Below are 21,366 nucleotides of genomic sequence, written 5' to 3'. Positions count from 1 at the left end.
GGATCAGGCCGGGTTGGCCGCGTGGGTCAGCGTCTCCCAGGCCACGAACAGGTTGTTGGTACCGGCCGGACGCTGGTTCAGCGTCAGCGTCTGGGTGTTGGTCATGCCGATGCCGAGGCGGAAGTTGAGCGCGTTGAAGCCGACCTCGGTCACCGGCCCCAGGCCCAGCGTCAGCGAGCCCCCGCACAGCCACGACGGCACCGCCGTGCCGAGCTGGTACTTGGCGTGGAAGCCGAGCGTGTGGCGCAGCCGGTCGGTGAACTCCGGCCACAGGTCCTGGCCCTGGATGCGGCTGGTCTCGGCGATGTGGCTCGCCGAGGCGATGCCGTAGCCGGTGTGGGTGAAGTCGCGGCAGGTCTCCTGGGACAGCCCGTCCACGAAGGTGCTCTGCCCCTGCCAGTAGCTGATGATCTCGCTCGGGGTGTCGATGCCACCACCGGGGCCGTACGGCACCGAGCCGTCCGTGGCCAGGTAGAAGTAGGCGCGCATGCGGTTGCGGAACCGGGTGACCGCCTTGTCGTAGCTGGTCCGGTCCTCCAGGAACACCGCGATGCCGAGCGTAGCCTCCATCATGGACATGTCCCAGTTGCCGTTGCTGGTGGTGTTGCCGTTGACCACCTCGGGCAGGTACACGTTGCGCAGCATGGTGGCGAACCGGTTCACGTTCGGCCAGCTCGTGTACGTGTACCGGATGATCTCGGCGGCGCGCGGCCAGGTCGACCCGGCCCAGGCTGTCTGCAGCGGCGCGTTGCTGTTGGTGTGGTCGGTGATCACCGCCGACCAGGCGTCCATGATCTCGATCGCCTTGGTCGCGTACCGGCTGTCGCGGGTGATGTACCAGATCAGAGCCATCGTGTACGCCGCGATCGCGTCCTCACGCTCGTCGGTGCACCCGTAGTTGGGGTTGGAGTACGACCCGCACTCGACCACCGAGCGCGGATGCGCCGCCCGGGTCAGCGACGCGTAACGGCTGGCGAACATCTGGTCGTACGCGGCCCGCCACGGCTGGGCGTTGGCGTTGACCTTCCCGCGTACGAAGTCGAGCTGCGCTCGGCTGACCAGCACGCCCGGGTGGGCGAACGTGGCGGGCGCGGCCTGCGCCGGACGCGGCGCCGACACCACGGCAACCAGACCGGCGAGCAGCGCGATGAGCGCGAGCAGAAGCGGGATGCGGCGCGTGAGGGCATGGGGCATAGCGGACTCCCATCGGGTACACAGGACTCGGGAGCGGCCGAGCAAGATTTGACAGGTAACTTTACTTACTAAAGCGGTCCGATCTGACGCTGTCAACATCCTCGATATGCCACCAGCGCCGCAGTGGTCGCACGCCACGGGTCGGCCGGCATCTCACCTGGGCTCGCCTTTGCTCTGCTTACAAAGCCTTGCTCTGCACCCGCATACGCACCCCCATTGCATCTCGGGGTGCAGAGCAAGCCGATGGGTGCAGAGCAAGCCGATGGGTGCAGAGCAAGCCGATGGGTGCAGAGCAAATGCGCTCCAGAGCGCTATGGCACGGCGGACCCCCGGCCGCCGGCGACGGGTCCAGCCCGCAAATCGCGATCGCCACGGCCATCACCCGCTCCGCTCCCGCCACGACGCTGCAGTTTCGGGGAAACTGCACGAAAACTGGCCAAGATTCCAGCACTTTCCCCGAAACTGCAGGCAGGACGAGCGATCGCGCTGCAGGCAGGGCGGGCGATGGCGCCGAGGCGAGTGGGCGGCGCGGCGGGTCAGGTCAGCGAGGCGGCAGCCAGGCGGGCGGCGCCGACCTCGCCTGGTCCGGCGACCGAGACCGGGGTGCCGGGCAGGCGGAGTTCCAGCAGCGAGCGCACCGCGTCGCGTACCGGTGCGGCATGCCGCAAAACGCTGCCCGCGAGCACCACCGGCCCACCGGCGTGCACTTCGCAGGCCGAGTCGACCAGGTGCCCGGCGGCCTCGGCCACGATGGCCAGCGCCAGCCGGTCCCCGGCCCCAGCGGCCTCGGTGACCAGCGGCGCGAGCTGCGCCAGCTGCCGGGGCGGCCGCTCGTGCACCGCGTTGACCAGGTCATCGGCGTCTTGGCGGGAGGGTCTACGCCGCATGGCGGCTCCCTCGGCGGCGCGGTCCTCAGGCGACGTCCCCGAGCCGGGCTCGGCGGAAGGTGGCGGGGATGAACGGTGGGGGGCCGGGTCCGGGCAGGATCCGCGTAGCGCGGCGGTGACCTGGCGGACCAACCACGAGTCTGAGCGGCCCGCGTACAGCTCGCGGGCGGTGGTCGCGGCGGCGGCCCGGCCGAGCCAGAAGCCCGAACCGAGGTCGCCCAGCAGCCAGCCGAGCCCGTCGACGGTGGAGTCGAGTTCCCAGCCCTCGATCCGGGCCGCGATCGCGCCGGTGCCGCAGATCAGGACGGTTCCGTCGGGGACGGTCGCCCCGGCCGCGTACGCGACGTCGACGTCACCGACCGGCCGTACCGTTACCGGCACTCCGGCCTGCGCGAACCCGGTGGCGAATGCGGTCGCGATGGCCGGGTCGGTGAACCGTCCCGCCCCGGCGATCCCCATCACCGCAGCCTGGATCCGCGCCCCGTCCGCGCCGGACAGCGCGTCTCGGGCGGCGGCGGCGACCTGCGTGACCGCCTCGTCCAGCGCGATGGCGACGGGGTTGCCGGCACCCGCGCGGCCGAAGCCGACGCGGGCGCCGTCGAGGGTGGTGAGCAGCGCCCGGGACGCGGTCCCGCCCACGTCGAGGCCGAGTACGTACGTCACGGGCGCTGCTCCTTTCAGTCAGTGCAGTGTGCGGGCCGGATCAGCAGCGGCCGAGGTCTTCCCACTGCTGGGTCCAGCCGGGCTCGGAGCCCTGGGTCCACCAGCGGGCCTTCCACAGGTGCACGCCCTGGCCAGACTTCGGGCCACTGGGGTTGCCGTTGGCGCTCTTCTCCCACTTCACCTGCGCCCCGGCCAGGTAGACGCTGTTGATGTTCCACAGCGGCGCGCTGGCGCAGCCGGTGCCGCCGGGGCTCGGCGACGCCGACGGCGACGGCGAGGCCGACTTGCTCGGCGACGGGGACGGGCTGGTCGGCGGGTTGCTCGGCCCCGCGGTCGGCGAGGCGGTCGGGCAGGTGCCGCCGCCGGTGCCGACGGTGTCGGTCCAGGCGATGTTCGACGCGCGGTACGACCCCACGCGCGAGTTGACCTGGGCCGGGGTGAGCACCTCACCGGCGGTGTGCAGGAAGTAGTCGACCTGCTGCCGGTAGGTGGCCGAGCCGCCGGTGTGGGCGGCCGAGTCGATGAACCACAGGTTGAAGTTCACCGACATGTTGGTCTCGGGGTAGTAGATGCCGCTGTGGTCGGCCACCTGCACGCCGTCCACGTAGTAGATGACATGCCCACCCGAGACGGTGAACACCAGGTCGTGCCAGCCGTTGTACGAGATGCTCTGCTGGCCGTGCACGTTGACGGCCTGCCACGGTTCGGGGTTGTACGTCTCCCACGTGGTCTCGTACAGGATGTTCGACGGCTCGCCCCACCCGCCGTTGGGCAGGTACTCGAAGTCGATCTCGCCGTAGTTCGGGTCCATCGGGGCGTTGAGCGGCGTGATGGTGAAGAACGTCTCCACCAGGTGGTCGCCGTCGTTGCCGGACACGGGCGCGTCGGCGAACTTGACGCGCGCCGCGTACGTACCCTCGAAGAACCGCTGCCCGGCCAGGAACTCGGCCTGGCTGGTGCCCCCGGCCGTGCCGTCGGTCGAGGCCTGCAGCTGCAGACCCTTCGCGCCGTCCACGGTCGGGAACGAGATGTTCGAGGCGGGCCAGGAGGCGCCGGGGATGCCGGGGCCGCCCGAGCTGGTCCGCACGGTCCAGCCGTGAGACTGGATCAGCGGGTCCGACGCGCCGCTGTAGGAGAAGTCGTCGAACAGGGCCTGGCACGAGGTGGGGGCCGCGACTGCCGTGCCGCCCGAGGCCACGGCGGCGACGGTGCCGGCGGCCAGGGCGACCACGGCTGCCGCGAAACCGGCGGCCACGGGGCGCTTGATGGACATGGTGCTCTCCTTTCTGAACTGCGCTGACGTGCTGCCTGAGCTGTTGGAGCAAAAGGGCACGGTCCGACAACGGCGGGGCACGCCCGCCGCGGCGTCTGCCGAACCGTGCCCGCATAACGGGCCGGTGGTGGTTACCTGACCGCCCCCGCGGTCAGGCCGGCCCGGATCTGCCGTTGGAAGAAGACGTACGCGATCAGCACCGGCAGGATCGCGATGACCAGCCCGGCGAACAGGCCGCTCCAGTCGCTGCCGTACCCGCGGCTCTGCGCGAGCGCGGCCAGGCCCTGGGTGATGACGTAGTCGTCCGGATCGGTGTTGAGCACCTTGGGCAGCAGGTACTGGTTCCACAGCCCGAGGAAGTTGAAGATGCCGACGCTGACCATGCCGGGCCGGGCCATCGGGAGCATGACCCGGAAGAACACCCCGGCGTGCGAGGCGCCGTCGATGAACGCGGCCTCGGCGACCGCGCCCGGCAGGGCGCGGAAGAAGCCGTGCAGGAAGAACACGGTGAACGGCAGCGCGTACGCGGTGTAGACCAGGATCAGCCCGTGGTACGTGCCGAGCATGCCCAACTGCTTGACCACGAAGAACAGCGGCACCAGGGCGAGGAACACCGGGAACAGCATCCCCGCGACCAGCGTGTAGTAGATGGTGCGGTTGCCCGGGAACTCGTACCGGGCCAGGCAGTACGCCACCAGCGCGCCCAGCAGCATGGTCAGCGCCAGCGAGCCGCCGACCACGATGACCGTGTTGCCCAGGTAGCGCCCGATCGAGGCCTGCTCCCAGGCCCGCGACCAGTTCTCGAAGTGCGGCGTGGACGGCGGCTGCCACGGGCTGTCGAAGATCTCGCCGTCGGTCTTCACCGACGACATGAACGCCCACAGCAGCGGCACCGTGAACACCAGCGCCCACAGCGTCAGTACGGTGTGCCGGATGGTCCTCATGCCAGCTCCACCCGCTCCCGCCTGGTGAACTTCAGCATCAGTACGGCCAGGGTCAGCGACAGGAAGAAGATCGCCACCCCCATCGCCGAGGCGTAGCCGAACTTGCCGTACGTGAACGCCGACCGGTAGAGGGTCAGCCCCATCACCTCGGTGCTGTTGTCCGGCCCGCCCGGCCCGACGGTCATGATCTGCACCAGCGCGAACCCGTCCAGCGCCAGGATGCCCAGGTAGATCCAGGCGACCTGGACGCTGTCCCAGATCAGCGGCAGCGTGATCGACCGGAACGCGGTGAACTCCCCCGCCCCGTCGATCGAGGCGGCCTCCATGATGTCGGCCGGAACCGACTCCATCGCCGCGGCGAACAGCACCACGTAGAAGCCGATCGCCGACCAGACCAGCACCGCGATCACGCACCACAGCGCGAGGTCCGGTTCGGCCAGCCAGGAGCGGCGCCAGGAGTCCAGGCCCAGCCCTGACAGCAGGCCGTTGAGCAGCCCACTGTTGGGGGTGTACACGAACTGCCACAGCACCGCGATGATCGCCACCGACAGCAGCTGGGGGAAGAAGTAGACCACCCGGTAGACCCGGGTGCCCCGGGTCCCGGCGGCCAGGCCCAGCGCCACCACGATGACGGCGAGCGGCACGACAAGCAGCATCAACCCGTTGTGCCGCAGCGCCGCCAGGAACAGCGGGTCGCTCCACATGCGGGTGAAGTTGTCGATCCCGTTCAGGTTCACCTCGCTGGTGACACCGGTCCAGTCGGTGAAGGCGAGGTAGAAGGCCTGCAGGTACGGCCACAGCACGAGCAGGCCGTACAGCGCCAGGGGCAGCGTCAGCGCCCCGAGCAGGAACCGGTACTTGCCGTGCCGCATGCCGCTCACCGCTTGTGCTTGGCGATGGAGCTGTCGGCGGCGACCGCGTCGGCGGCCTTCTGCACCCGCTCGGCCCACTGCGCGGGGTTGATCCGCTTGGTGGCCAGCTCGCCGGTCGCGTCGTCGACCGCCTTGGACAGCGGTGCGTACCAGGTGCGGAACTTGTAGCTGAACACGTTCGCACCCGCACCGGCGACCGCCTGCGCGACCGAGCCCAGACCGCTGGACAGGGTCAGCCCGTCGGTCGCCCCGGCGACCACCGGCAGCGACTTGGCGCTCTCGGCGAAGCCCCGCGCGACCTGCTTGGAGAACAGGATGCGCAGGAACTCCAGGCCGCCCTGGGCGTTCTTGGCCTTGGCGGGCACCAGGAACGACTCGGAGCTGGTCGCCATGACCGCGCCGTCGCCGAGCTTGTCGGAGCTGGTCAGCGACGGCACCGGGGCCATCACCATGTCGAACCCGGCCGGGGTGACGGCCTGCTGCTCGCCCTCCAGCCAGGACCCGCACGGGATGAACGCGACCTGGCCCTTGCACCAGGCGTTCTGCGCCTCGGTGTGGGACAGGCCCTCCGAGCCCGGCATGATGTGCCCGCGTACCGCCAGCTGGTAGATCGCCTCGGCGGCCGCGGTCATCGCCGGGCTCTTCCAGGCGCCGGGCTCCAGGTTGTCGATCGCCTTGACCAGCTCGAACCCGCCCGCCTTGGCCGCCAGCGACACCAGCGGGTCGTTCAGGTACTCCGGATACTTGCCCTGCCAGGTCCAGGCGTGCAGCCCGGCCTTCTTGATCTCGTCGTTGAGCGTCAGCATCTCGTCCCAGGTCTTCGGGAACGTCCAGCCGTGCTTGGCGAACAGCGACTTGGAGTACCAGATGCCCCAGACGACCGAGGAGTAGTTGAGCACCAGCGGCTTGCCGTCGAAGCTGCCGTCCTCGATCACGCCCGGCATGAGGGTTTCGCGGACCTTCTTGCTCGGGTCGTCCAGGCTCGGGGCGTCCAGCAGCTCGGTCAGGTCCTTGAGCTTGCCCGCGGCGACCAGGGTGGCCAGGTCCAACCGACCGGCACCGCTGTTGTCGACCACGTCCGGCGGGTTGTCGGCGACGAACCGCGGCTGCAGCACCTCGCCCACGCCCTGGATGCCCTTGTGGTCCACGGTCACCTTGGGGAACTTCTGCTTGTACTTGCTGCCCGCGTCGACGGCGTACGCGTCACCGTAGCCGCCCTTGAAGATCACGACTTCCAGGTTCGCGTCCGCCGGCACGCCCAGCGGGTTCTCGGCGCTGACGGCGCCCTTACCGGCGCTGTCGGCATCACTGCCTGAGGTGGCGCAGCCACCCAAAGCCGTCGTCGCGGCTGCGGCAGCCGTCCCGACCAGCAGGCCTCGTCTTGTAGGGTTCACGGTATCGCCCTTCGTACACAGGGGTGGTTTAGGCGATACGCCGGATGCGCCCGGCGTATCGCGCCTCCAATTGCAGGTTGTGCTCATATCCGCCGGCGATGTTGGCCGACAGGTAGATCGGCGGGGTCTGCCCCGCCCGCTCCAGGCGCTCCACCACTTCGGCGACGACCATCTGCGCCAGCACCGCCGCGGTCACGGACGAGACCGCGCCCGTCTGGTTGGCCAGCACCACGTCGCCGTAGGGCGCGCCGTTGTCGAGCACCACGTCGGCGATCTCCGCCAGCCGCCGCCCCGAGGGGTGCCGGGGCTCCGAGCCCGCCGTGTGCTCCAGTGAGGTGACCGCGATCAGCTTGTGCCCGCGCTCCTTGATCAGTAGCGCCAGCTCGACGATCACGCCGTTGATGCCCGACTGCGAGGCCAGCACGAACACGTCGGCGGGCTCGATCGGGGCCAGTTCGTAGAGGCGATGCGCCACCTCCACGCGCCGTTCGAGGAGTTGGTCCTCCAGCACCTCACGGGGCTCGCCGCCGTACAGCACGATGTCGCGCAGCGCGATGCGGTTGGTCGGCACCAGGCCCCCCGCGCGCCCGGCGATCTCCATCGCCACCGCCTCGGAGTGGCCGCTGCCGAAGGCCTGCACCACCCCGCCCGCCGCCAGGCTCTCGGTGATCAGGTCGGCGGCCCGCTGCACCGCGGCCGCCTGCCCGTTGCCCACCTTGGCCACCAGCTCGGTGACGGTCTCCAGGTACGTCTGCGCGTTCATGCTGCTCCCTGCTCGGATGATTGCTGGCGCCGGCTGCGCCGGTGCGAGGTCGGCTCGTCGTGCAGGCGGTGCGCCTGCACCGCGCGGGCGGTGACCTCGAACGCCTCGGAGGTGCGCTCGTAGGTGAGCTGCGCGACCGCCACATAGATCAGGTCCAGGGCGACCAGCTGCCCGTGCAGCGCCGACAGCGCCGCCAGCCGGAACGTCGTCTCGTGTACGGCCGTGGTCAGCACCACGTCGGCCGCCTCGGCCAGCGGCGACTTGTCGAACGAGGTGACCGCGACGGTCAGCGCGCCCTGCTCGCCCGCCTCGGCCAGCACCTCGATCGCCTCGCGGGTGCGGCCGCTGTGCGACAGCACGATCGCGACGTCGCCGGGGCCGAGCAGCGCGGCGTTGGTCAGCGCCTTGTGCGAGTCCTCGCGGTGCCAGCAGGGGACCCGGATGCGCTCCAGCCGGAACGCCATCTCGCGGGCGGCGGTGCCGCTGCTGCCCAGGCCGAACAGCTCGACCCGGTTGGCGTGCGCGATCGTCTCGGCGACCCGGGCCACCGCGGCCATGTCCAGCCGGGCGGCGGTCTCCTGGATGGCGCGGGCGTCGGCGCTGGCGATGACGCCGAGCACCCGGTCGAGCGAGTCGCCCGGCTCGATGTCGCGGTCGATGTCGGTCTCCCAGCGGGCCTGGGCCGCGCGCCCGCTCTCGGTGGCCAGCGCCACCCGCAGCGCGGCGTACCCGCGGAAGCCCAGCACCCGGCAGAACCGGGTCACCGTGGCGGTGGAGGTGCCGGAGCGCTCGGCGAGGTCCACGATGGACGCCTGCGCGGCCAGCGCCGGGTCTTCCAGGATCTGCTCGGCCACCCGCTGCAACGCGTCGGGCAGGTTGGGCAGCTCCATCCGCATTCGTCCGATGACACCCTGCACAAGAATTCCCTTCACCGCTAGCCATTGGTGAAGAAAATTACGACCCACCCTCCGATGTGTCAACATCAGTCGACAAAAATTTTGCTTCCCTGCAACGTGATCGGGTGTTACAAATTACCGAACCCAGGTCACCCCAATGGGCCGGTGGGTTCGTGGGTTCGTGGGCCGCGGGTTCGTGGGCCCGCGGGTTCGTGGGCCCGCGGGTTCGCGCAGTTTCGGGGAAACTGCACGAATCCGGCCCAAGATTCCGGCAGTTTCCCCGAAACTGCACCCGACGCGGGCCCGACACCCGACGACAGCCCGACACCCGACGCGGGCCCGACAGCCCGGCAGGAGGTCAGAGCTGTACGAAGCCGAGCATGGCGGTGCCGGCGGCGGTCTGTAGGACCATGGCGGACAGGACGACCGCGACCGGCCACAGCCGGGCCGTACGCGCACACAGCCAGGCCGCGGGCAACAGCAGGAATACCGCGATAAAGATCCAGAGCCGGACGGTCTCGCCCCGGTTCATCCCCAGCAGGTCCAGCAGCGCCAGCACGGTCAGGCCGGACAGTGTCAGCAGCGCCATCGGGTGCGTCAGCGCCCGCCGCACCGAGGCCCACGCGGCCACGGGCAGCAGCGCGCAGCTGGCGAACCCGGCGCAGAGCACGAAATACCACAGATTGCGGGTGACCCAGATGTCGTACGGCCGCCACCGGTTGTTGAACCGCTTCGCGTCGGCCAGCACGTACTCGAAGCCGGACACGATGTCGTAGCCGAACAGCAGCCGCACCGCGACCAGGCAGACCGCGAACCCGGCGACGGCCAGCACCACCTGGCGGGCCGCGTCGGTCCAGTTCGCGCGCACCCGGTCGGACCCGCCGCGCAGCGCGAACACCAGCAGCGCGGCGAAGACCAGGCCCAGGATCAGCGGCGACGGTTCGAAGAAGAGGGTCAGGTAGATGGCGGCGCCCAGGCCCAGGGCGTACGCCCAGTGGCGCGTGCGCAGGAAGCGCACGTGCAGCCACAGCGCGAACAGGATCGGCACCGGCGCGACCGCGTTGAGGATCGGCGTGAAGTGCAGGCGCCCCGGCATGAACAGGCACAGCGCCAGGGCGTACAGGGCCATCCGACGGTCGCCGGTCAGGTCCCGCACGATGAGGTACAGCAGCAGCGCGGCCAGGTTGGACAGCACCAGCACCGCCACGCCCATGCCCAGCGGGCTCAGGCCCAACGCGTCGAGCAGGTAGTACAGCATCGTCTTGCCCGGCATGTTGGTGCGCGCGTGCGGCGGCAGCCGCTCGACGATCTCGTGGTAGCCGCTGATGAACTCCCCCGCGCTCCAGCGCCGCGTCGGAGAGTAGAAGGAGTTGGCGCGGTCGCTCACCACGATCCCGGCCAGCGGCGACGGGGCGTACCAGCGCAGCAGTGACTGCAGCGGCACCGCCGCGACCAGCCAACCCGCCACCGTCGCGGCGTCGAACCGGGCGGGCAGCCGCCGCGAGAGCAGCAGCAGGCCGAGCACGGCCGGGATGACCACCGCCGCGGGCCACACCACGGCCCAGGCACCGGCGTCGCGCACGTACGGGTAGGTCCAGCCGCCCAGCCGCGAACCGGTGGGCAGCACCCGCAGCAGCAGGGCCAGCACGGCCAGCAGGGTCGCGACGCCACCCACGCCGACCGACCAGACCAGTGCGCGCGGCGGTCGCGACGGCGTCACCTGCTCGGGGGTACGCGCGGAGCCCGCTCGCCGCGCCAGCAGAGTCTCGCTCACGTTTCCCCCTTGGTGCGCCATTTGCCCGATATGGTAACGAGCATCCAGACGCCGACAGGGCCCCGACGCGTGTCGGGACCCTGTCGTTCAAGCTTGGGGGGTGGGGTGGGGATGGGGTCGCACGGCGCTGTGCGATCGCCTCAACCGGCCGGGGCCGGGTGCCGTGACCACGCTGTCACGGCAGCATTCCGCGCTCATCGCTCACGATCGAGATGACGTCCTCGACCGTGGTCCTCGCGCGCATCGCGACATGTTCGATCGGCGCGTTGCACGCGATGGCTTCCCGGATCGCGGAACGCCAGACCTTGTCGCTGTCGTCCACGCGACCGGTTGACGCCTCGTCGACCAGGCACAGCGCCAGATCAGATGTGACGTACAAAGTGCGTCTCCTCCTCCGGGGCGCACCGCCACGCGGCACGCCAGAGGGCCTTCTCGGTCAGACCGGACGCCCTCGCCCTACCAAGGATCCGGGTTGCCACCCCGCGAAACATCCGCCACTTCGCGGAATGCATCATCCTCAGGAAAAGTACTAACACCCCAAAGCGCGTTATACCCGCACATCACACTGTTTCACCATCGCCGGATTCTGCTGACGACGCCGGTATCGCACGCTAGGCTCCCGCCTCGGCGGTCCGATGCTGATCAGCCGCTTCATGCCTTTTGAGAGGATTCCCCGCAATGTGCCACACTGACGACAGCGTGCCGCCCAGCGCACCCGACGCCGGCGCGGTCGCCGGGCACGGCCCGCTGGAACTGACCGCCGCCGACGGCAACCGCTTCGCCGCGTACCAGGCCAGCCCGGCCGCCCCCAACGGCGCGAGCATGATCATCCTGCCCGACGTACGCGGGCTGCACCCGTTCTACATCCGGCTCGCCCAGCGCTTCGCCGAGGCCGGGTACGAGACCGTCGCCATGGACTACTTCGGCCGTACCGCCGGAGTGTCCCAGCGCGACGAGTCCTTCCCGTACGCCGAGCACCTGCCCTCGCTCACGCCCGACCAGGTCAAGGCCGACGCCGCGGCCGCGGTGGCCGCCGTCCGCGCGGCGAACCCGGACGGCCCCGTGTTCACGGTCGGCTTCTGCTACGGCGGCAGCAGCTCGTGGCGCCTGTCCGCGTCCGACCTCGGCCTGTCCGGCGTGATCGGCTTCTACGGCCGCCCGGAGCGGGTTTACGACGTCGTCGACCAGATGCACGTACCGCTGCTGCTGCTCATCGCCGGTGACGACGCCGCCACCCCGGCGGCCGAGTTCGAGAAGTTCGCCGACGCGCTCACCGCCGCGGGCAAGGACTACGAGATGCACGTCTACGACGGCGCCCCGCACTCGTTCTTCGACCGCTCGTACGACAAGTGGGCCGACGCCTGCACCGACGCCTGGCACCGCATCCTCACCTTCACCACCACCCACACCCCCTAACCCCACCCACCCGCCCGCCCCACCCCACCCACCCTTCTCGTTGATCATGAACTTATGGCACGGCTCGACGGCGTGTCATGGGCACAACTTCCTGATCGACTCCCAGCCCGGACGCCGACGGCGTCCCCGTGAGTGCGGTTTCGGGGAACCTGCGCGAATCCTGACCGCGTTACCAGCGCCTTCCCCGAAACTGCACCCATCAGCAGCGCAAGATCGCGCCCGCTGACCCAGGGGGATGGCGTGGGATCGCCAGGCGCCGCGGGTCGCGGGTCGCGGGTCGCGGGTCGCGGGTCGCGGGTCGCGGGTCGCGGGTCGCGGGTCGCGGGTCGCGAAGCTGATCAGGATGCTGTGCCGCCGACACACCGTCGAGCCGTGCCATAAGTTCATGATCGACATGGGTGGGGACCGGGGCTGGATGAGAGCGCTCTCATCTCGGCGGATGGGGTGGGGGGCGGGTGGGTGGGCGTGCTTAATCGCGGCGCCATCGGGGGGAAACATTGACGTATCCCGTAGGCACGGTCTAGTTTGCACGCAGAGAGCGCTCTCACGGTCGATCGACGGCCGCTGCCCCGCCCCCTCCGGGCGCTCTCCCTGTCACGCAACGCCCCTCAGCTCGGGAGGCCATGCCATGCAACCGTCCTCGCGGACACTGACCTCCGGCGGCGCCCCCCGCCGCAGGTCCGGCCCGCACCACCGCCCCCGCCGGCGCATCCTCGCCGCCGGTACGGTCGCCACCCTCACCGCCGCACTGCTCGGCTTCGCCATCGCCACCGCGGGCACGCCCGCGCAGGCGGGGACGGTCGGCGCGGGCAGCTATGCCGACTCGCTGCCCGCCGGGGCCTCGCTGCCGACCGGCTGCGGCGCCATCTCCACCAACCCGCGCCTGTGGGTCACCGGCAACGCCCCGGCCGGACCGATCCCCACCAACGACTGGTGGTCCTCGCTGATCTTCAAGCGCACCGACTGCTCCTACAGCGAGCCGCTGCACGCGCACCCGCTGTCCTATGACACGCTCGCGGGCGGCCTCGGGTTCTCCTACAACACGACCCCCGCGATCAGCGGCACCGCGACCGGGGTCGGCGAGTACCACTACCCGTACACGCAGGACATCCTCGTCGGCGTGGCGGGGCTGGCCTCGCCGAACGTGAAGGTCGACGGGTGGACGGACTGGACGGTCACGCCGTACTGGAGTGACGGCACCCGGACCATGAAGGCGACCATCGGCCACGGGCTGCCGTTCGCGTACTTCCAGGTGACCGGCGGCAACGCACAGGTCACGACGGTGGCGACGCCGACGGTGTGGTCCAACAGCGGCGCCACGATCGGGTTCACCGTCAACGGCCGCGACTACGTGGCGTACGCGCCGACCGGGGCGACCTGGTCGGTCAGCGGCACCTCGATCTCGTCGAACCTGAACGGGCAGGGCTTCTTCTCCGTCGCCGTGCTGCCCGCCGGGGCCGACAAGCCGACGCTGGCCGCCACCTACGGCCAGTACGCCCACAACCACGTCACCGGCACCCGGGTCTCGTACAGCTACAACCCGACGACGGCGACGCTGAACACGACGTACACGTTCACCACCACCGCCCGGCAGGGCAGCGGCACCGGCACGGTCACCGCGCTCTACCCGCACCAGTGGAACTACCTGACCGGGGCGAGCCCGCTGGCGCAGACGTACACGTCGGCGCGCGGTCAGATGAAGATCCTCACCGGCGTGGGCAGCTTCACCACCTCGATGAAGTACAACGGCGTGCTGCCGGAGATCCCCGCGGTCGCCGACAGCAGCGGCGCGGACCTGACCACGCTGACCAACTACCTCAACGCGGTGGCGGGCAACCCGGCCGACTTCCGCGGCGACGACACGTACTGGACCGGCAAGGGCCTGGGCCGGGCGGCGCGCATCGCCGAGATCGCCGACCAGCTCAACCTGACCTCGATCCGCGACACGGCGCTGTCGACGATCCGGACGCGGCTCAACGACTGGTTCACCGCCTCGGCGGGCAAGACCGCCCGGGTCTTCTACTACAACCCGTCGTGGGGCACCCTGCTCGGCTACCCGGCGTCGTACGGCTCCGACCAGGAGCTCAACGACCACCACTTCCACTACGGCTACTTCGTGGCGGCGGCGGCGACACTGGCCAAGTTCGACCCGACCTGGGCCACCGGCGCCCAGTACGGCGGCATGGTGGACCTGCTGATCCGCGACGCCAACAACTACGACCGCAATGACAACCGGTTCCCGTTCCTGCGCGACTTCGACATCTTCGCCGGGCACGACTGGGCGTCCGGGCACGGCTCGTTCGGCTCGGGCAACAACCAGGAGTCCTCGTCGGAGGGTATGAACTTCGCCAACGCGCTGATCCAGTGGGGTCAGGCCACCGGCAACACGGCGGTGCGCGACGCGGGCGTGTTCATCTACACCACCCAGGCCGCGGCGATCAACGAGTACTGGTTCGACGTGCGCAACCAGAACTTCCCGGCCGCCTTCGGGCACAACGCGGTCGGCATGGTCTGGGGCGACGGCGCCGCCTACGCGACCTGGTTCAGCGCCGAGCCGGAGATGATCCAGGGCATCAACATGCTGCCCGTCACCGGCGGCCACTTCTACCTGGGCGACTACCCGTCGTACGTGCAGACCAACTACAACGAGCTGGTCACCAACAACGGCGGCGCGCCGACGGTCTGGCAGGACGTGATCTGGGAGTTCCTGGCCCTGGGCAACGGCCAGACCGCGCTGAACAACTTCAACGCCAACAGCGGGTTCACCAGCGAGGAGGGTGAGAGCAAGGCGCACACCTACCACTGGATCCGCAACCTGGCCGCGCTGGGCAACGTGGACAACACGATCACGGCAAGCCACCCGCTGGCCAAGGTGTTCAACAAGGCGGGTGTACGCACGTACGTCGCGTCGAACACCAGCAGCAGCGCGATCACGGTCACCTTCTCCAACGGCACCACGCTGACCGTGCCCGGCTGCAAGACGGTCACCTCGGGCGCGTTCACCTGGAGCGGCGGCAACGCCTGCGGCGGCACCAACCCGTCGCAGCCGCCGACCTCGCCGAGCCCGACGCCGTCGACCAGCCCGTCGCCCTCGCCCAGCCCGAGCCCGTCCCCCAGCTCGTCGCCGAACCCGCCCGGCACCTTCGCCGCGACCCGCTACCCGCAGGTCGGCGGGGGCCTGCCCGGCACCACCAGCACGGCGGCCACGGTCAGCATCGCGGCCGCCAACGGCAACTGGGACGGCACCCCGCACAGCGCCCAGGTGTTCACCGCGACCGGGCTGACCGCCACCTACTCGGGCGCGGCCACCACGTACGACATGTTCCTGGACGCGGGCACCGGGGTGGGCAGCGGCTCGCAGGCCCGGGTGTCGTACGACTTCACCGGTGACGGCAGCTTCGACCGGGTGGAGACGTACAACTACTTCGCCACCGACCCCGTCGCCGGGTACGAGCACTACACCCAGGCGTCCGGGATCAAGACCGCCACCGGCACGTTCGCGAACCTGGCCAACGGCACGGTGAAGGTCGAGGTGTGGAACGCCATCGGCAACACGGCGACCACGCTGGGCGTCGGCAGCCAGTCGAAGGTGACCCTGCCCTACACCGGCACCACCACCCAGCCGTCGGTCAACGTGGCGCTGAACAAGCCGGTGCTGGTGTCCAGCACCGAGACGGCCGACTACCCCGGCTCGAACGTGGTGGACGGCAACGCCACCACCCGGTGGTCCAGCGCGTTCGCCGACCCGCAGTGGGTCCGCGTCGACCTGGGCGGCACGTACGCGATCAGCCGGGTGAAGCTGCTCTGGGAGGCGGCCTACGGGTCGGCGTACCAGATCCAGACCTCGCCCGACGGCAACACCTGGACCACCATCCGGACCGTGACCGGTGGTGACGGCGGCACCGACGACCTCACCGGACTGTCCGGCAGCGGCCGCTACGTGCGCGTCTACGCCACCACCCGGGCCACCGCGTGGGGCTACAGCCTCTTCGAGTTCGAGGTTTACTCGCCGTAGTCCTCGAGGCGGTCACGGAGAAAGGGCCGGGTCGCTGACCCGGCCCTTTCTCATGCCCTTGGCCTGCTTCTCATGCCCTTGGCCTGCTTCTCATGCCCGTGGAATGCGCAGCACGCTGCCGGAGCCGTCCGGCTCACGCACCGCCTGCGGATAGCGGCGGCGCAGCATCGGCAGGAACAGGTCCGGCGTGGTCAGCACCGGCAGGTCGGGCCCGGCGATCCGGGCCGCGGCGCCCTCGGTGTAGATCAGCACCACCTCGCGGGCGATCCGCAGGCTCTGTCGCAGGAACCGGGACAGTTCCCGCTGCTCCAGGAACCGCCACAGGTCCACGCTGACCACCGCGTCGAACTCGTCGTCGGCGAACGGGGTCCACACACCGAGCAGGTGCAGGTTGGTCTCGGAGGTGTCCCGGCCGTGGTCGAGCGTGGCCGAGCCCGCGCCCAGATCCACCTGTTCGGTGCCGAATGCCTGGCAGAGCACCGCCCGGTCGGCCAGATGGTCGACCCGGGGCCAGGCGTCGGGCAGCCAGCCCACGCGCTGCTCAGCGCAGAGCGCGAGCATCCGGCGGTAGTAGCGGATCTTGCGGGACACCTCGGTCGGCGCGGGCAGGTCGACCAGCTCCGCGGCCAGGTCCCGGTGCCGGTCCCGGAACAGCTTCAGGTTGGTCAGGTAGTCGTCCTGCAGGTGGGTCAGGTCGCGCACGGCGGGCAGGTGGAAGCCGACCGCGGCCGCGTCGTAGCAGAAGCGCTCGTCGTCGCCGCCGAGGTGGCGGTGGATGCGGTAGGCCAGGTCGGTGTCCTCGAAGCCCCAGCGGGTGCCGTACGCCTCGTCGAAGCCGCCGACGTCCAGCACCACCCGGCGGGGCATGGACACGTTGTTGGTCAGCGCGAACGCCCACGGCGCCCCGGCCAGCCAGGCCCGGGGGCGCTCGTCGCGGCCGGGCACCCGGAACCGGAAGTCCTCGTGCCGGTCGCTGACCAGGCCGGTGGTGACCGGTTCCCCGGCCGCGGCGGCGGCCAGCACGCCCCAGTCGCCCTCGTACCGCTTGCCGATGAGCACGGCGGGCTCGTCGCGACCGGAGTGGAACTCCAGGTGGCGGGCGAGCAGGGTGGGCTCGGCCAGCACGTCGCCGTCGAGGAAGCAGATCACGTCGCCGGTGGCCAGCGCGACGGCCCGATTGCGGGCGGCGGCGCGACCCTGGTGCGCGGGCAGCGTGTCGAAGCGCAGCTCATACGGGTGTACGGCGGACAGCAGCGGCTGGTACGGCAGCGGGTCGGAGCCGTCGTTGACCACCACCACCTCGAACCGGTCCGGGGCCAGGGTCTGCCGGTCGAGCATCCGCAGCACCAGCTCTAACGCGTACGCGTCGCCGTAGGTGGGGATGAGCACACTCAAGCGGCCGGGTGCGCGGGCGAGCATCCGGTCTCCGTTCATGGATCGATGTGGGGTTGTCGATCCGATCCTGAAGGAGTTGCGAAAACGCTTCAACAGTTTCCCGGCCCGTGGTTCCATATGTGGCTTTCCACGCAGGTCGGGACCGGTGTCGGCTTTCATCTGCACACTGTGATCGCGCTCTCTCAACCGCCATCCGGTTGACCTGACGTGGCACTCTGCACCCGTCCCCACCCCGAAATGCTCAGGAAGCGAACGATGTCAGCCTTCGTACTCCTCATCCTCCTCATGCTGGCCGGCGTCGTCGCGCTGGTCGTCTCCGCCGCGGGCACGCGCGGGCAGACCACGAAGGCCGCGCAGGCCGGGTCGCGCTACATCCGCTTGGGCGGCATCGCCGCCATCGTGATCGGCGTGCTTGGCATCTTCGGCACGATGGCCCAGGTCGTGCCCACCCGGACCGTCGCGGTCGAGACCAGCTTCGGCAAGCCGGTCGGCACCCTGCGCAACGGCTTCCACCTGGTCGCGCCCTGGGCGCAGATCGAGCAGTTCGACGCCACGGTGCAGACCCTCAAGCTCTCCGGCGAGCAGGGTGACCACCCGGGCCTGCTGGTGCGGCTGGCCAACGCGGCGACCGCGCGGGTGGACGTCACCGTGCAGTGGCAGATCGACCCGGCGGCCAACATCGTCGACCTGTACAGCGACTACCGCAACTTCGACAACATTCAGGACAACGTGGTCAAGCGGCAGCTGGCCAGCGCGCTCAACTCCGTCTTCGAGCAGTACGACCCGCTGCGGGCGCTGACCAAGGCCGGGGAGGAGCAGGCGCCGCTGTCGAAGCTGGCCGACGACACCAAGGGCGAGCTGGCCAAGGTGATGCCCGCCGGTGTGATCATCCGCAGCGTCACCATCCCGACCATCCGCTTCGACGACAACATCCAGGCCAAGATCAACCAGTACCTGGCCGCGGTCGCCGAAACCCAGATCGCCGAGCAGCGACAGAAGACGGCCGAGGCGCAGAAGCGCGCCAACGACCTGCTGGCCGCCGCGAACAACACCACCGGCGTGCTCTACCAGAACTGCCTGGACATGGTCGAGCGGATGACCAAGGAGGGCCGGTCGCTGCCCGCCGCCTTCACCTGCGGCGCCCCGCCGACCACGGTGGTGCCGGTCAAGTAGCGCAAGCTGCTTGCGCTGTCGTGCAAAATATTCATTGAATCTATGCCAGATACTGACACTGCGATTCAGTGATGCGGTTAAGTTTTGCTATACCACCAGGGTGGACATTGCCTTCGCCTTCGACGAGGGGTACGCCGGGCACGCCCGGGTGGCGCTGGAGTCGGTGCTCGACAGCCATGACCGGGACGACATCACGTTCTGGCTGCTGACCACCGACACCGTCGCCAAGGAGCAGGAGCAGTCGCTGCGGCGCCAGCTGGCCGGGCGCGGGCGGCTGCACCTGCTCACCACCGGCGACGCGTTCCGGGCGCTGCCGGTGGCCGAGCACGAGTCGCTGACCTACCTCAGCCCCGGCATGTACCTGCGGCTGCTCCTGCCCGACCTGGTCGACGGTCCGGGGCGGCTGCTGTACCTCGACTCCGACGTCCAGGTCTGCGGCGAACTCGGGCCGCTGTGGCAACTGCCGCTGGCCGACGCACCGCTGGCGGCGGTGCGCGACGCGTTCACCGACCGGTTCGACATGTGGGGCGGCATCCCCGGGGCCGGGCCGCAGCACCCCGGCGACGCGCCGTACTTCAACTCGGGCGTGCTCCTGATCAACATGGACCGGTGGCGCGAGCTGCGGGTCACCGAGCGCTGCCTGGCCTACCTAGCCGAGTACGGCGGCAGCCTGCGCTTCCCCGATCAGGACGCGCTCAACCTGGTGGCCTTCGAGCAGTGGCTGCGGCTGCCGCCCCGCTGGAACCACATGTGCAGCTACCTGCTCGAACCGATGACCCCTGGGCAGCGGGCGGCGCAGGACGTACGCGTGATGCACTTCGCCGGGCCCCGCAAGCCCTGGACCGAGGGCTTCCGCCCCGGCTTCCGCCACGCCCGCCACCACACCCTCACCACCCGCGTCGCCGCGTACCTCTAGCCACCCCTCCGGGGGTTTGGAAGGGGCCCTTCCACATCAGATAACGCAAGAAGGGGCCCTTCCTTACAGCAGGCCGCGGAGGCCGTGGCTGAGCAGGAGGGCGCCGAAGGCGAGGAGGAGGGCGGCCATCACCAGCAGGTGGTGCCGCGACAGCCAGGTGCGGCAGTGCTCCAGGGCCCGGGCCGCGCGGGCGCCCCCGGCCAGGTAGCCGAGCACGACCACCAGCACCGGCAGGCACGCCGCCGCGGTGAACACGGCCAGGGCCAGCAGCCCGCCCAGCCAGGTCGGATCGTGTGCGGCCAGCTCCTGGCCCGCCTTGGCGCACAGGGCCAGGTTCTTGGGGTCCAGGCCGTACATGACCAGGGCGAGCAGGGCCGTCTTGAGTGGCGACCAGCGGTCCACGCCCGACATCCAGCGGGGCATCGGATGCTCACCGCCGGTCCGGGCGTGGCGCCGGTGCCGCTGCCAGTGGCGTACCGCCGCGAACAGCAGTAACAGGCCCAGCCCGACGCGCACCCAGTGCGTCCAGGTCGCCGACTCCCAGCCGGGCGCGGCCGTGCCACCACCGGCCAGCAGGAACGACACCGTGGTGGCGACGGCGACCCCGAGCAGCGAACCGGCCAGGAACGCCGGGCCGCCGGTGCGGGCGCGGCTGGAGAACAGCACCAGGATCACCGCGATGATCGGCAACGGGCTCACCGCCACGCCCGCCGCGTACGGCAGCATCTGTCCGATCGCGTCGCCCGTCCCGCTCACACCGTCCAGTCTGACCTGGTCAACGACCTCGCCGGGGGCGGTTGCCGAGGCAGGTTCAGGGGCAGGCGGAGACGACGTCGCCGCTGTCGGTGCCACAGAGGTCCAGGCCCACGCCGCCGTCGACGGTGTCGTTGCCGAGGACCTCGTCCACCGCGTCGACGAAGTCACTGCCCGCCTCGCCGTACACCGTGTCGGCGCCGCTGCCCACCTCGATGAAGTCGCTGCCGGGGCCGCCGTACACGATGTCGTCGCCGCCCTCGCCCGAGATCAGGTCGTTGCCGCCCAGCCCGCAGATCACGTCCGGGCCGTCCGTGCCCGTCAGCACGTCGAACCCGTCGGTGCCGGTGATCGTGCAGACAGGGGCGGTCACCGCGATATCGGTGGCGGCGGTGGCGGTGTTGTCGGCCGTGTCCGCGTCGGCGGACGCGGCCGACACCTGCGCGGTGTCGCCGATGGTGCCCAGCGCCGCCTCCCCGAGCGCGACCGTGAGGGTGAAGGTCGCGGACTCACCGCTGACGACGGTGTCCCGGTTCGCGCTGACCATGCCCCCGGCGCCGACCGGCGGCACGGTGAAGGTCCAGCCCTGCGGGGCACTGAACCCCAGGAAGGTCGTCTGCAGCGGGATGGCGTCACTCAGCCGTACCTGGTGTGCCGCCTCGGGGCCGTCGTTGCGCACCGTGATCGTGTAGGTGAGCGCCTCCCCCGTCACGACCGGGTCCGGCGGGCTCACCACGGCCACCACCAGGTCGGCCTCACCGGGCGCGGCGGATGCGGGCGTGCCGACCAGAGCCCCCGCGCACACGATCAGACCCAGCCCGGCCAGCCGCCGCATGTGCCCTCCTAGACCCGCGTCCCCTGCTGCGCTCAACTAGACCCACGTCCGAAAGTTACTGTCCGTAGCCAACTGATAGCAGGCTGCTGTCGCGCGCACGGAAGCTTGCTCAGGCAGACATCAGCCGTTCGGCGCACCGCAGGAACCGTTCGGCGCGTGTCGGCGTCCGTTAGGGGAACAGCGGACCCGCCGGCTGCGTATCC

At 70.2% G+C, this 21,366-nt stretch carries 17 protein-coding genes; 4 read left to right on the top strand and 13 right to left on the bottom strand.

Annotation, left to right across the window (positions count from 1 at the left end; translation table 11 throughout):
- Positions 1-3: 3 nt before the first annotated feature.
- From KUA19_RS34875 to KUA19_RS34830, 10 genes are all read right to left on the bottom strand, one after another.
- Positions 4-1,194, bottom strand: a complete 1,191-nt coding sequence (locus KUA19_RS34875; RefSeq protein ID WP_254550571.1) for an alginate lyase family protein — start codon at positions 1,192-1,194, stop codon at positions 4-6.
- Between the two features lie 536 nt (positions 1,195-1,730).
- Positions 1,731-2,744, bottom strand: a complete 1,014-nt coding sequence (locus tag KUA19_RS34870; protein ID WP_217403089.1) for an N-acetylglucosamine kinase — start codon at positions 2,742-2,744, stop codon at positions 1,731-1,733.
- 40 nt (positions 2,745-2,784) lie between these two features.
- Complete coding sequence (locus KUA19_RS34865; protein ID WP_217403088.1) at positions 2,785-4,017, bottom strand: glycosyl hydrolase; 1,233 nt, start codon at positions 4,015-4,017, stop codon at positions 2,785-2,787.
- Positions 4,018-4,148: 131 nt separating this feature from the next.
- Positions 4,149-4,961: a carbohydrate ABC transporter permease gene (locus KUA19_RS34860; RefSeq protein ID WP_217403085.1), complete on the bottom strand. Its 813-nt coding sequence runs from the start codon at positions 4,959-4,961 to the stop codon at positions 4,149-4,151.
- Positions 4,958-5,833, bottom strand: coding sequence for a carbohydrate ABC transporter permease (locus KUA19_RS34855; protein ID WP_217403108.1), 876 nt, complete (start codon positions 5,831-5,833; stop codon positions 4,958-4,960). Before KUA19_RS34855 ends, KUA19_RS34860 begins: the two co-directional genes overlap by 4 nt.
- 5 nt (positions 5,834-5,838) lie before the next feature.
- Entirely contained in the window at positions 5,839-7,227 is a 1,389-nt protein-coding gene (gene ngcE, locus KUA19_RS34850) for an N-acetylglucosamine/diacetylchitobiose ABC transporter substrate-binding protein (protein WP_217403083.1), read from the bottom strand.
- 28 nt (positions 7,228-7,255) lie between these two features.
- On the bottom strand, positions 7,256-7,990 hold the full coding sequence (locus tag KUA19_RS34845; protein ID WP_217403082.1) for a sugar isomerase domain-containing protein: 735 nt from the start codon (positions 7,988-7,990) through the stop codon (positions 7,256-7,258).
- The gene (locus KUA19_RS34840) at positions 7,987-8,886 is read right to left on the bottom strand and encodes a MurR/RpiR family transcriptional regulator (protein WP_254550570.1); all 900 of its coding nucleotides are present in this window, start codon (positions 8,884-8,886) and stop codon (positions 7,987-7,989) included. Before KUA19_RS34840 ends, KUA19_RS34845 begins: the two co-directional genes overlap by 4 nt.
- Before the next feature lie 358 nt (positions 8,887-9,244).
- Entirely contained in the window at positions 9,245-10,660 is a 1,416-nt protein-coding gene (locus KUA19_RS34835; protein WP_217403080.1) for a glycosyltransferase family protein, read from the bottom strand.
- Positions 10,661-10,835: 175 nt separating this feature from the next.
- Entirely contained in the window at positions 10,836-10,982 is a 147-nt protein-coding gene (locus KUA19_RS34830; RefSeq protein ID WP_217403079.1) for a hypothetical protein, read from the bottom strand.
- Positions 10,983-11,338: 356 nt separating this feature from the next.
- Between KUA19_RS34830 and KUA19_RS34825 the strand changes: the two genes are divergently transcribed.
- The gene (locus KUA19_RS34825; protein WP_217403078.1) at positions 11,339-12,076 is read left to right on the top strand and encodes a dienelactone hydrolase family protein; all 738 of its coding nucleotides are present in this window, start codon (positions 11,339-11,341) and stop codon (positions 12,074-12,076) included.
- Positions 12,077-12,704: 628 nt separating this feature from the next.
- Positions 12,705-16,091 carry a glycosyl hydrolase gene (locus KUA19_RS34820; protein ID WP_254550569.1) on the top strand — a complete coding sequence of 1,129 codons (3,387 nt, stop codon included), beginning with the start codon at positions 12,705-12,707 and terminating at the stop codon, positions 16,089-16,091.
- A 90-nt stretch (positions 16,092-16,181) separates the two neighbouring features.
- Here the strand turns inward: KUA19_RS34820 and KUA19_RS34815 are convergent, their stop codons facing one another.
- Positions 16,182-17,510, bottom strand: coding sequence for a glycosyltransferase family 2 protein (locus tag KUA19_RS34815; protein ID WP_217403077.1), 1,329 nt, complete (start codon positions 17,508-17,510; stop codon positions 16,182-16,184).
- Between the two features lie 231 nt (positions 17,511-17,741).
- Here KUA19_RS34815 and KUA19_RS34810 point away from each other — a divergent pair, with 231 nt between their 5' ends.
- Together KUA19_RS34810 and KUA19_RS34805 are read left to right on the top strand one after the other, a co-directional pair.
- Positions 17,742-18,659: an SPFH domain-containing protein gene (locus KUA19_RS34810; protein WP_217403076.1), complete on the top strand. Its 918-nt coding sequence runs from the start codon at positions 17,742-17,744 to the stop codon at positions 18,657-18,659.
- A gap of 100 nt (positions 18,660-18,759) precedes the next feature.
- Positions 18,760-19,575 carry a glycosyltransferase family 8 protein gene (locus KUA19_RS34805; RefSeq protein ID WP_217403075.1) on the top strand — a complete coding sequence of 272 codons (816 nt, stop codon included), beginning with the start codon at positions 18,760-18,762 and terminating at the stop codon, positions 19,573-19,575.
- A 63-nt stretch (positions 19,576-19,638) separates the two neighbouring features.
- Here KUA19_RS34805 and KUA19_RS34800 read toward each other — a convergent pair whose 3' ends face one another.
- Both KUA19_RS34800 and KUA19_RS34795 read right to left on the bottom strand, forming a co-directional pair.
- Positions 19,639-20,331 (bottom strand): GAP family protein, encoded by a 693-nt coding sequence (locus KUA19_RS34800; protein ID WP_217403074.1) that lies wholly within the window; start codon positions 20,329-20,331, stop codon positions 19,639-19,641.
- A gap of 55 nt (positions 20,332-20,386) precedes the next feature.
- Positions 20,387-21,163, bottom strand: coding sequence for a DUF11 domain-containing protein (locus tag KUA19_RS34795; protein WP_217403072.1), 777 nt, complete (start codon positions 21,161-21,163; stop codon positions 20,387-20,389).
- Between the last annotated feature and the right edge of the window lie 203 nt (positions 21,164-21,366).

The sequence above is a fragment of the Catellatospora tritici genome, assembly GCF_019083965.1.
In the GTDB taxonomy this organism is placed as follows: Bacteria; Actinomycetota; Actinomycetes; order Mycobacteriales; family Micromonosporaceae; genus Catellatospora; species Catellatospora tritici.
This window is presented reverse-complemented; position numbering and strand designations above follow the sequence as displayed.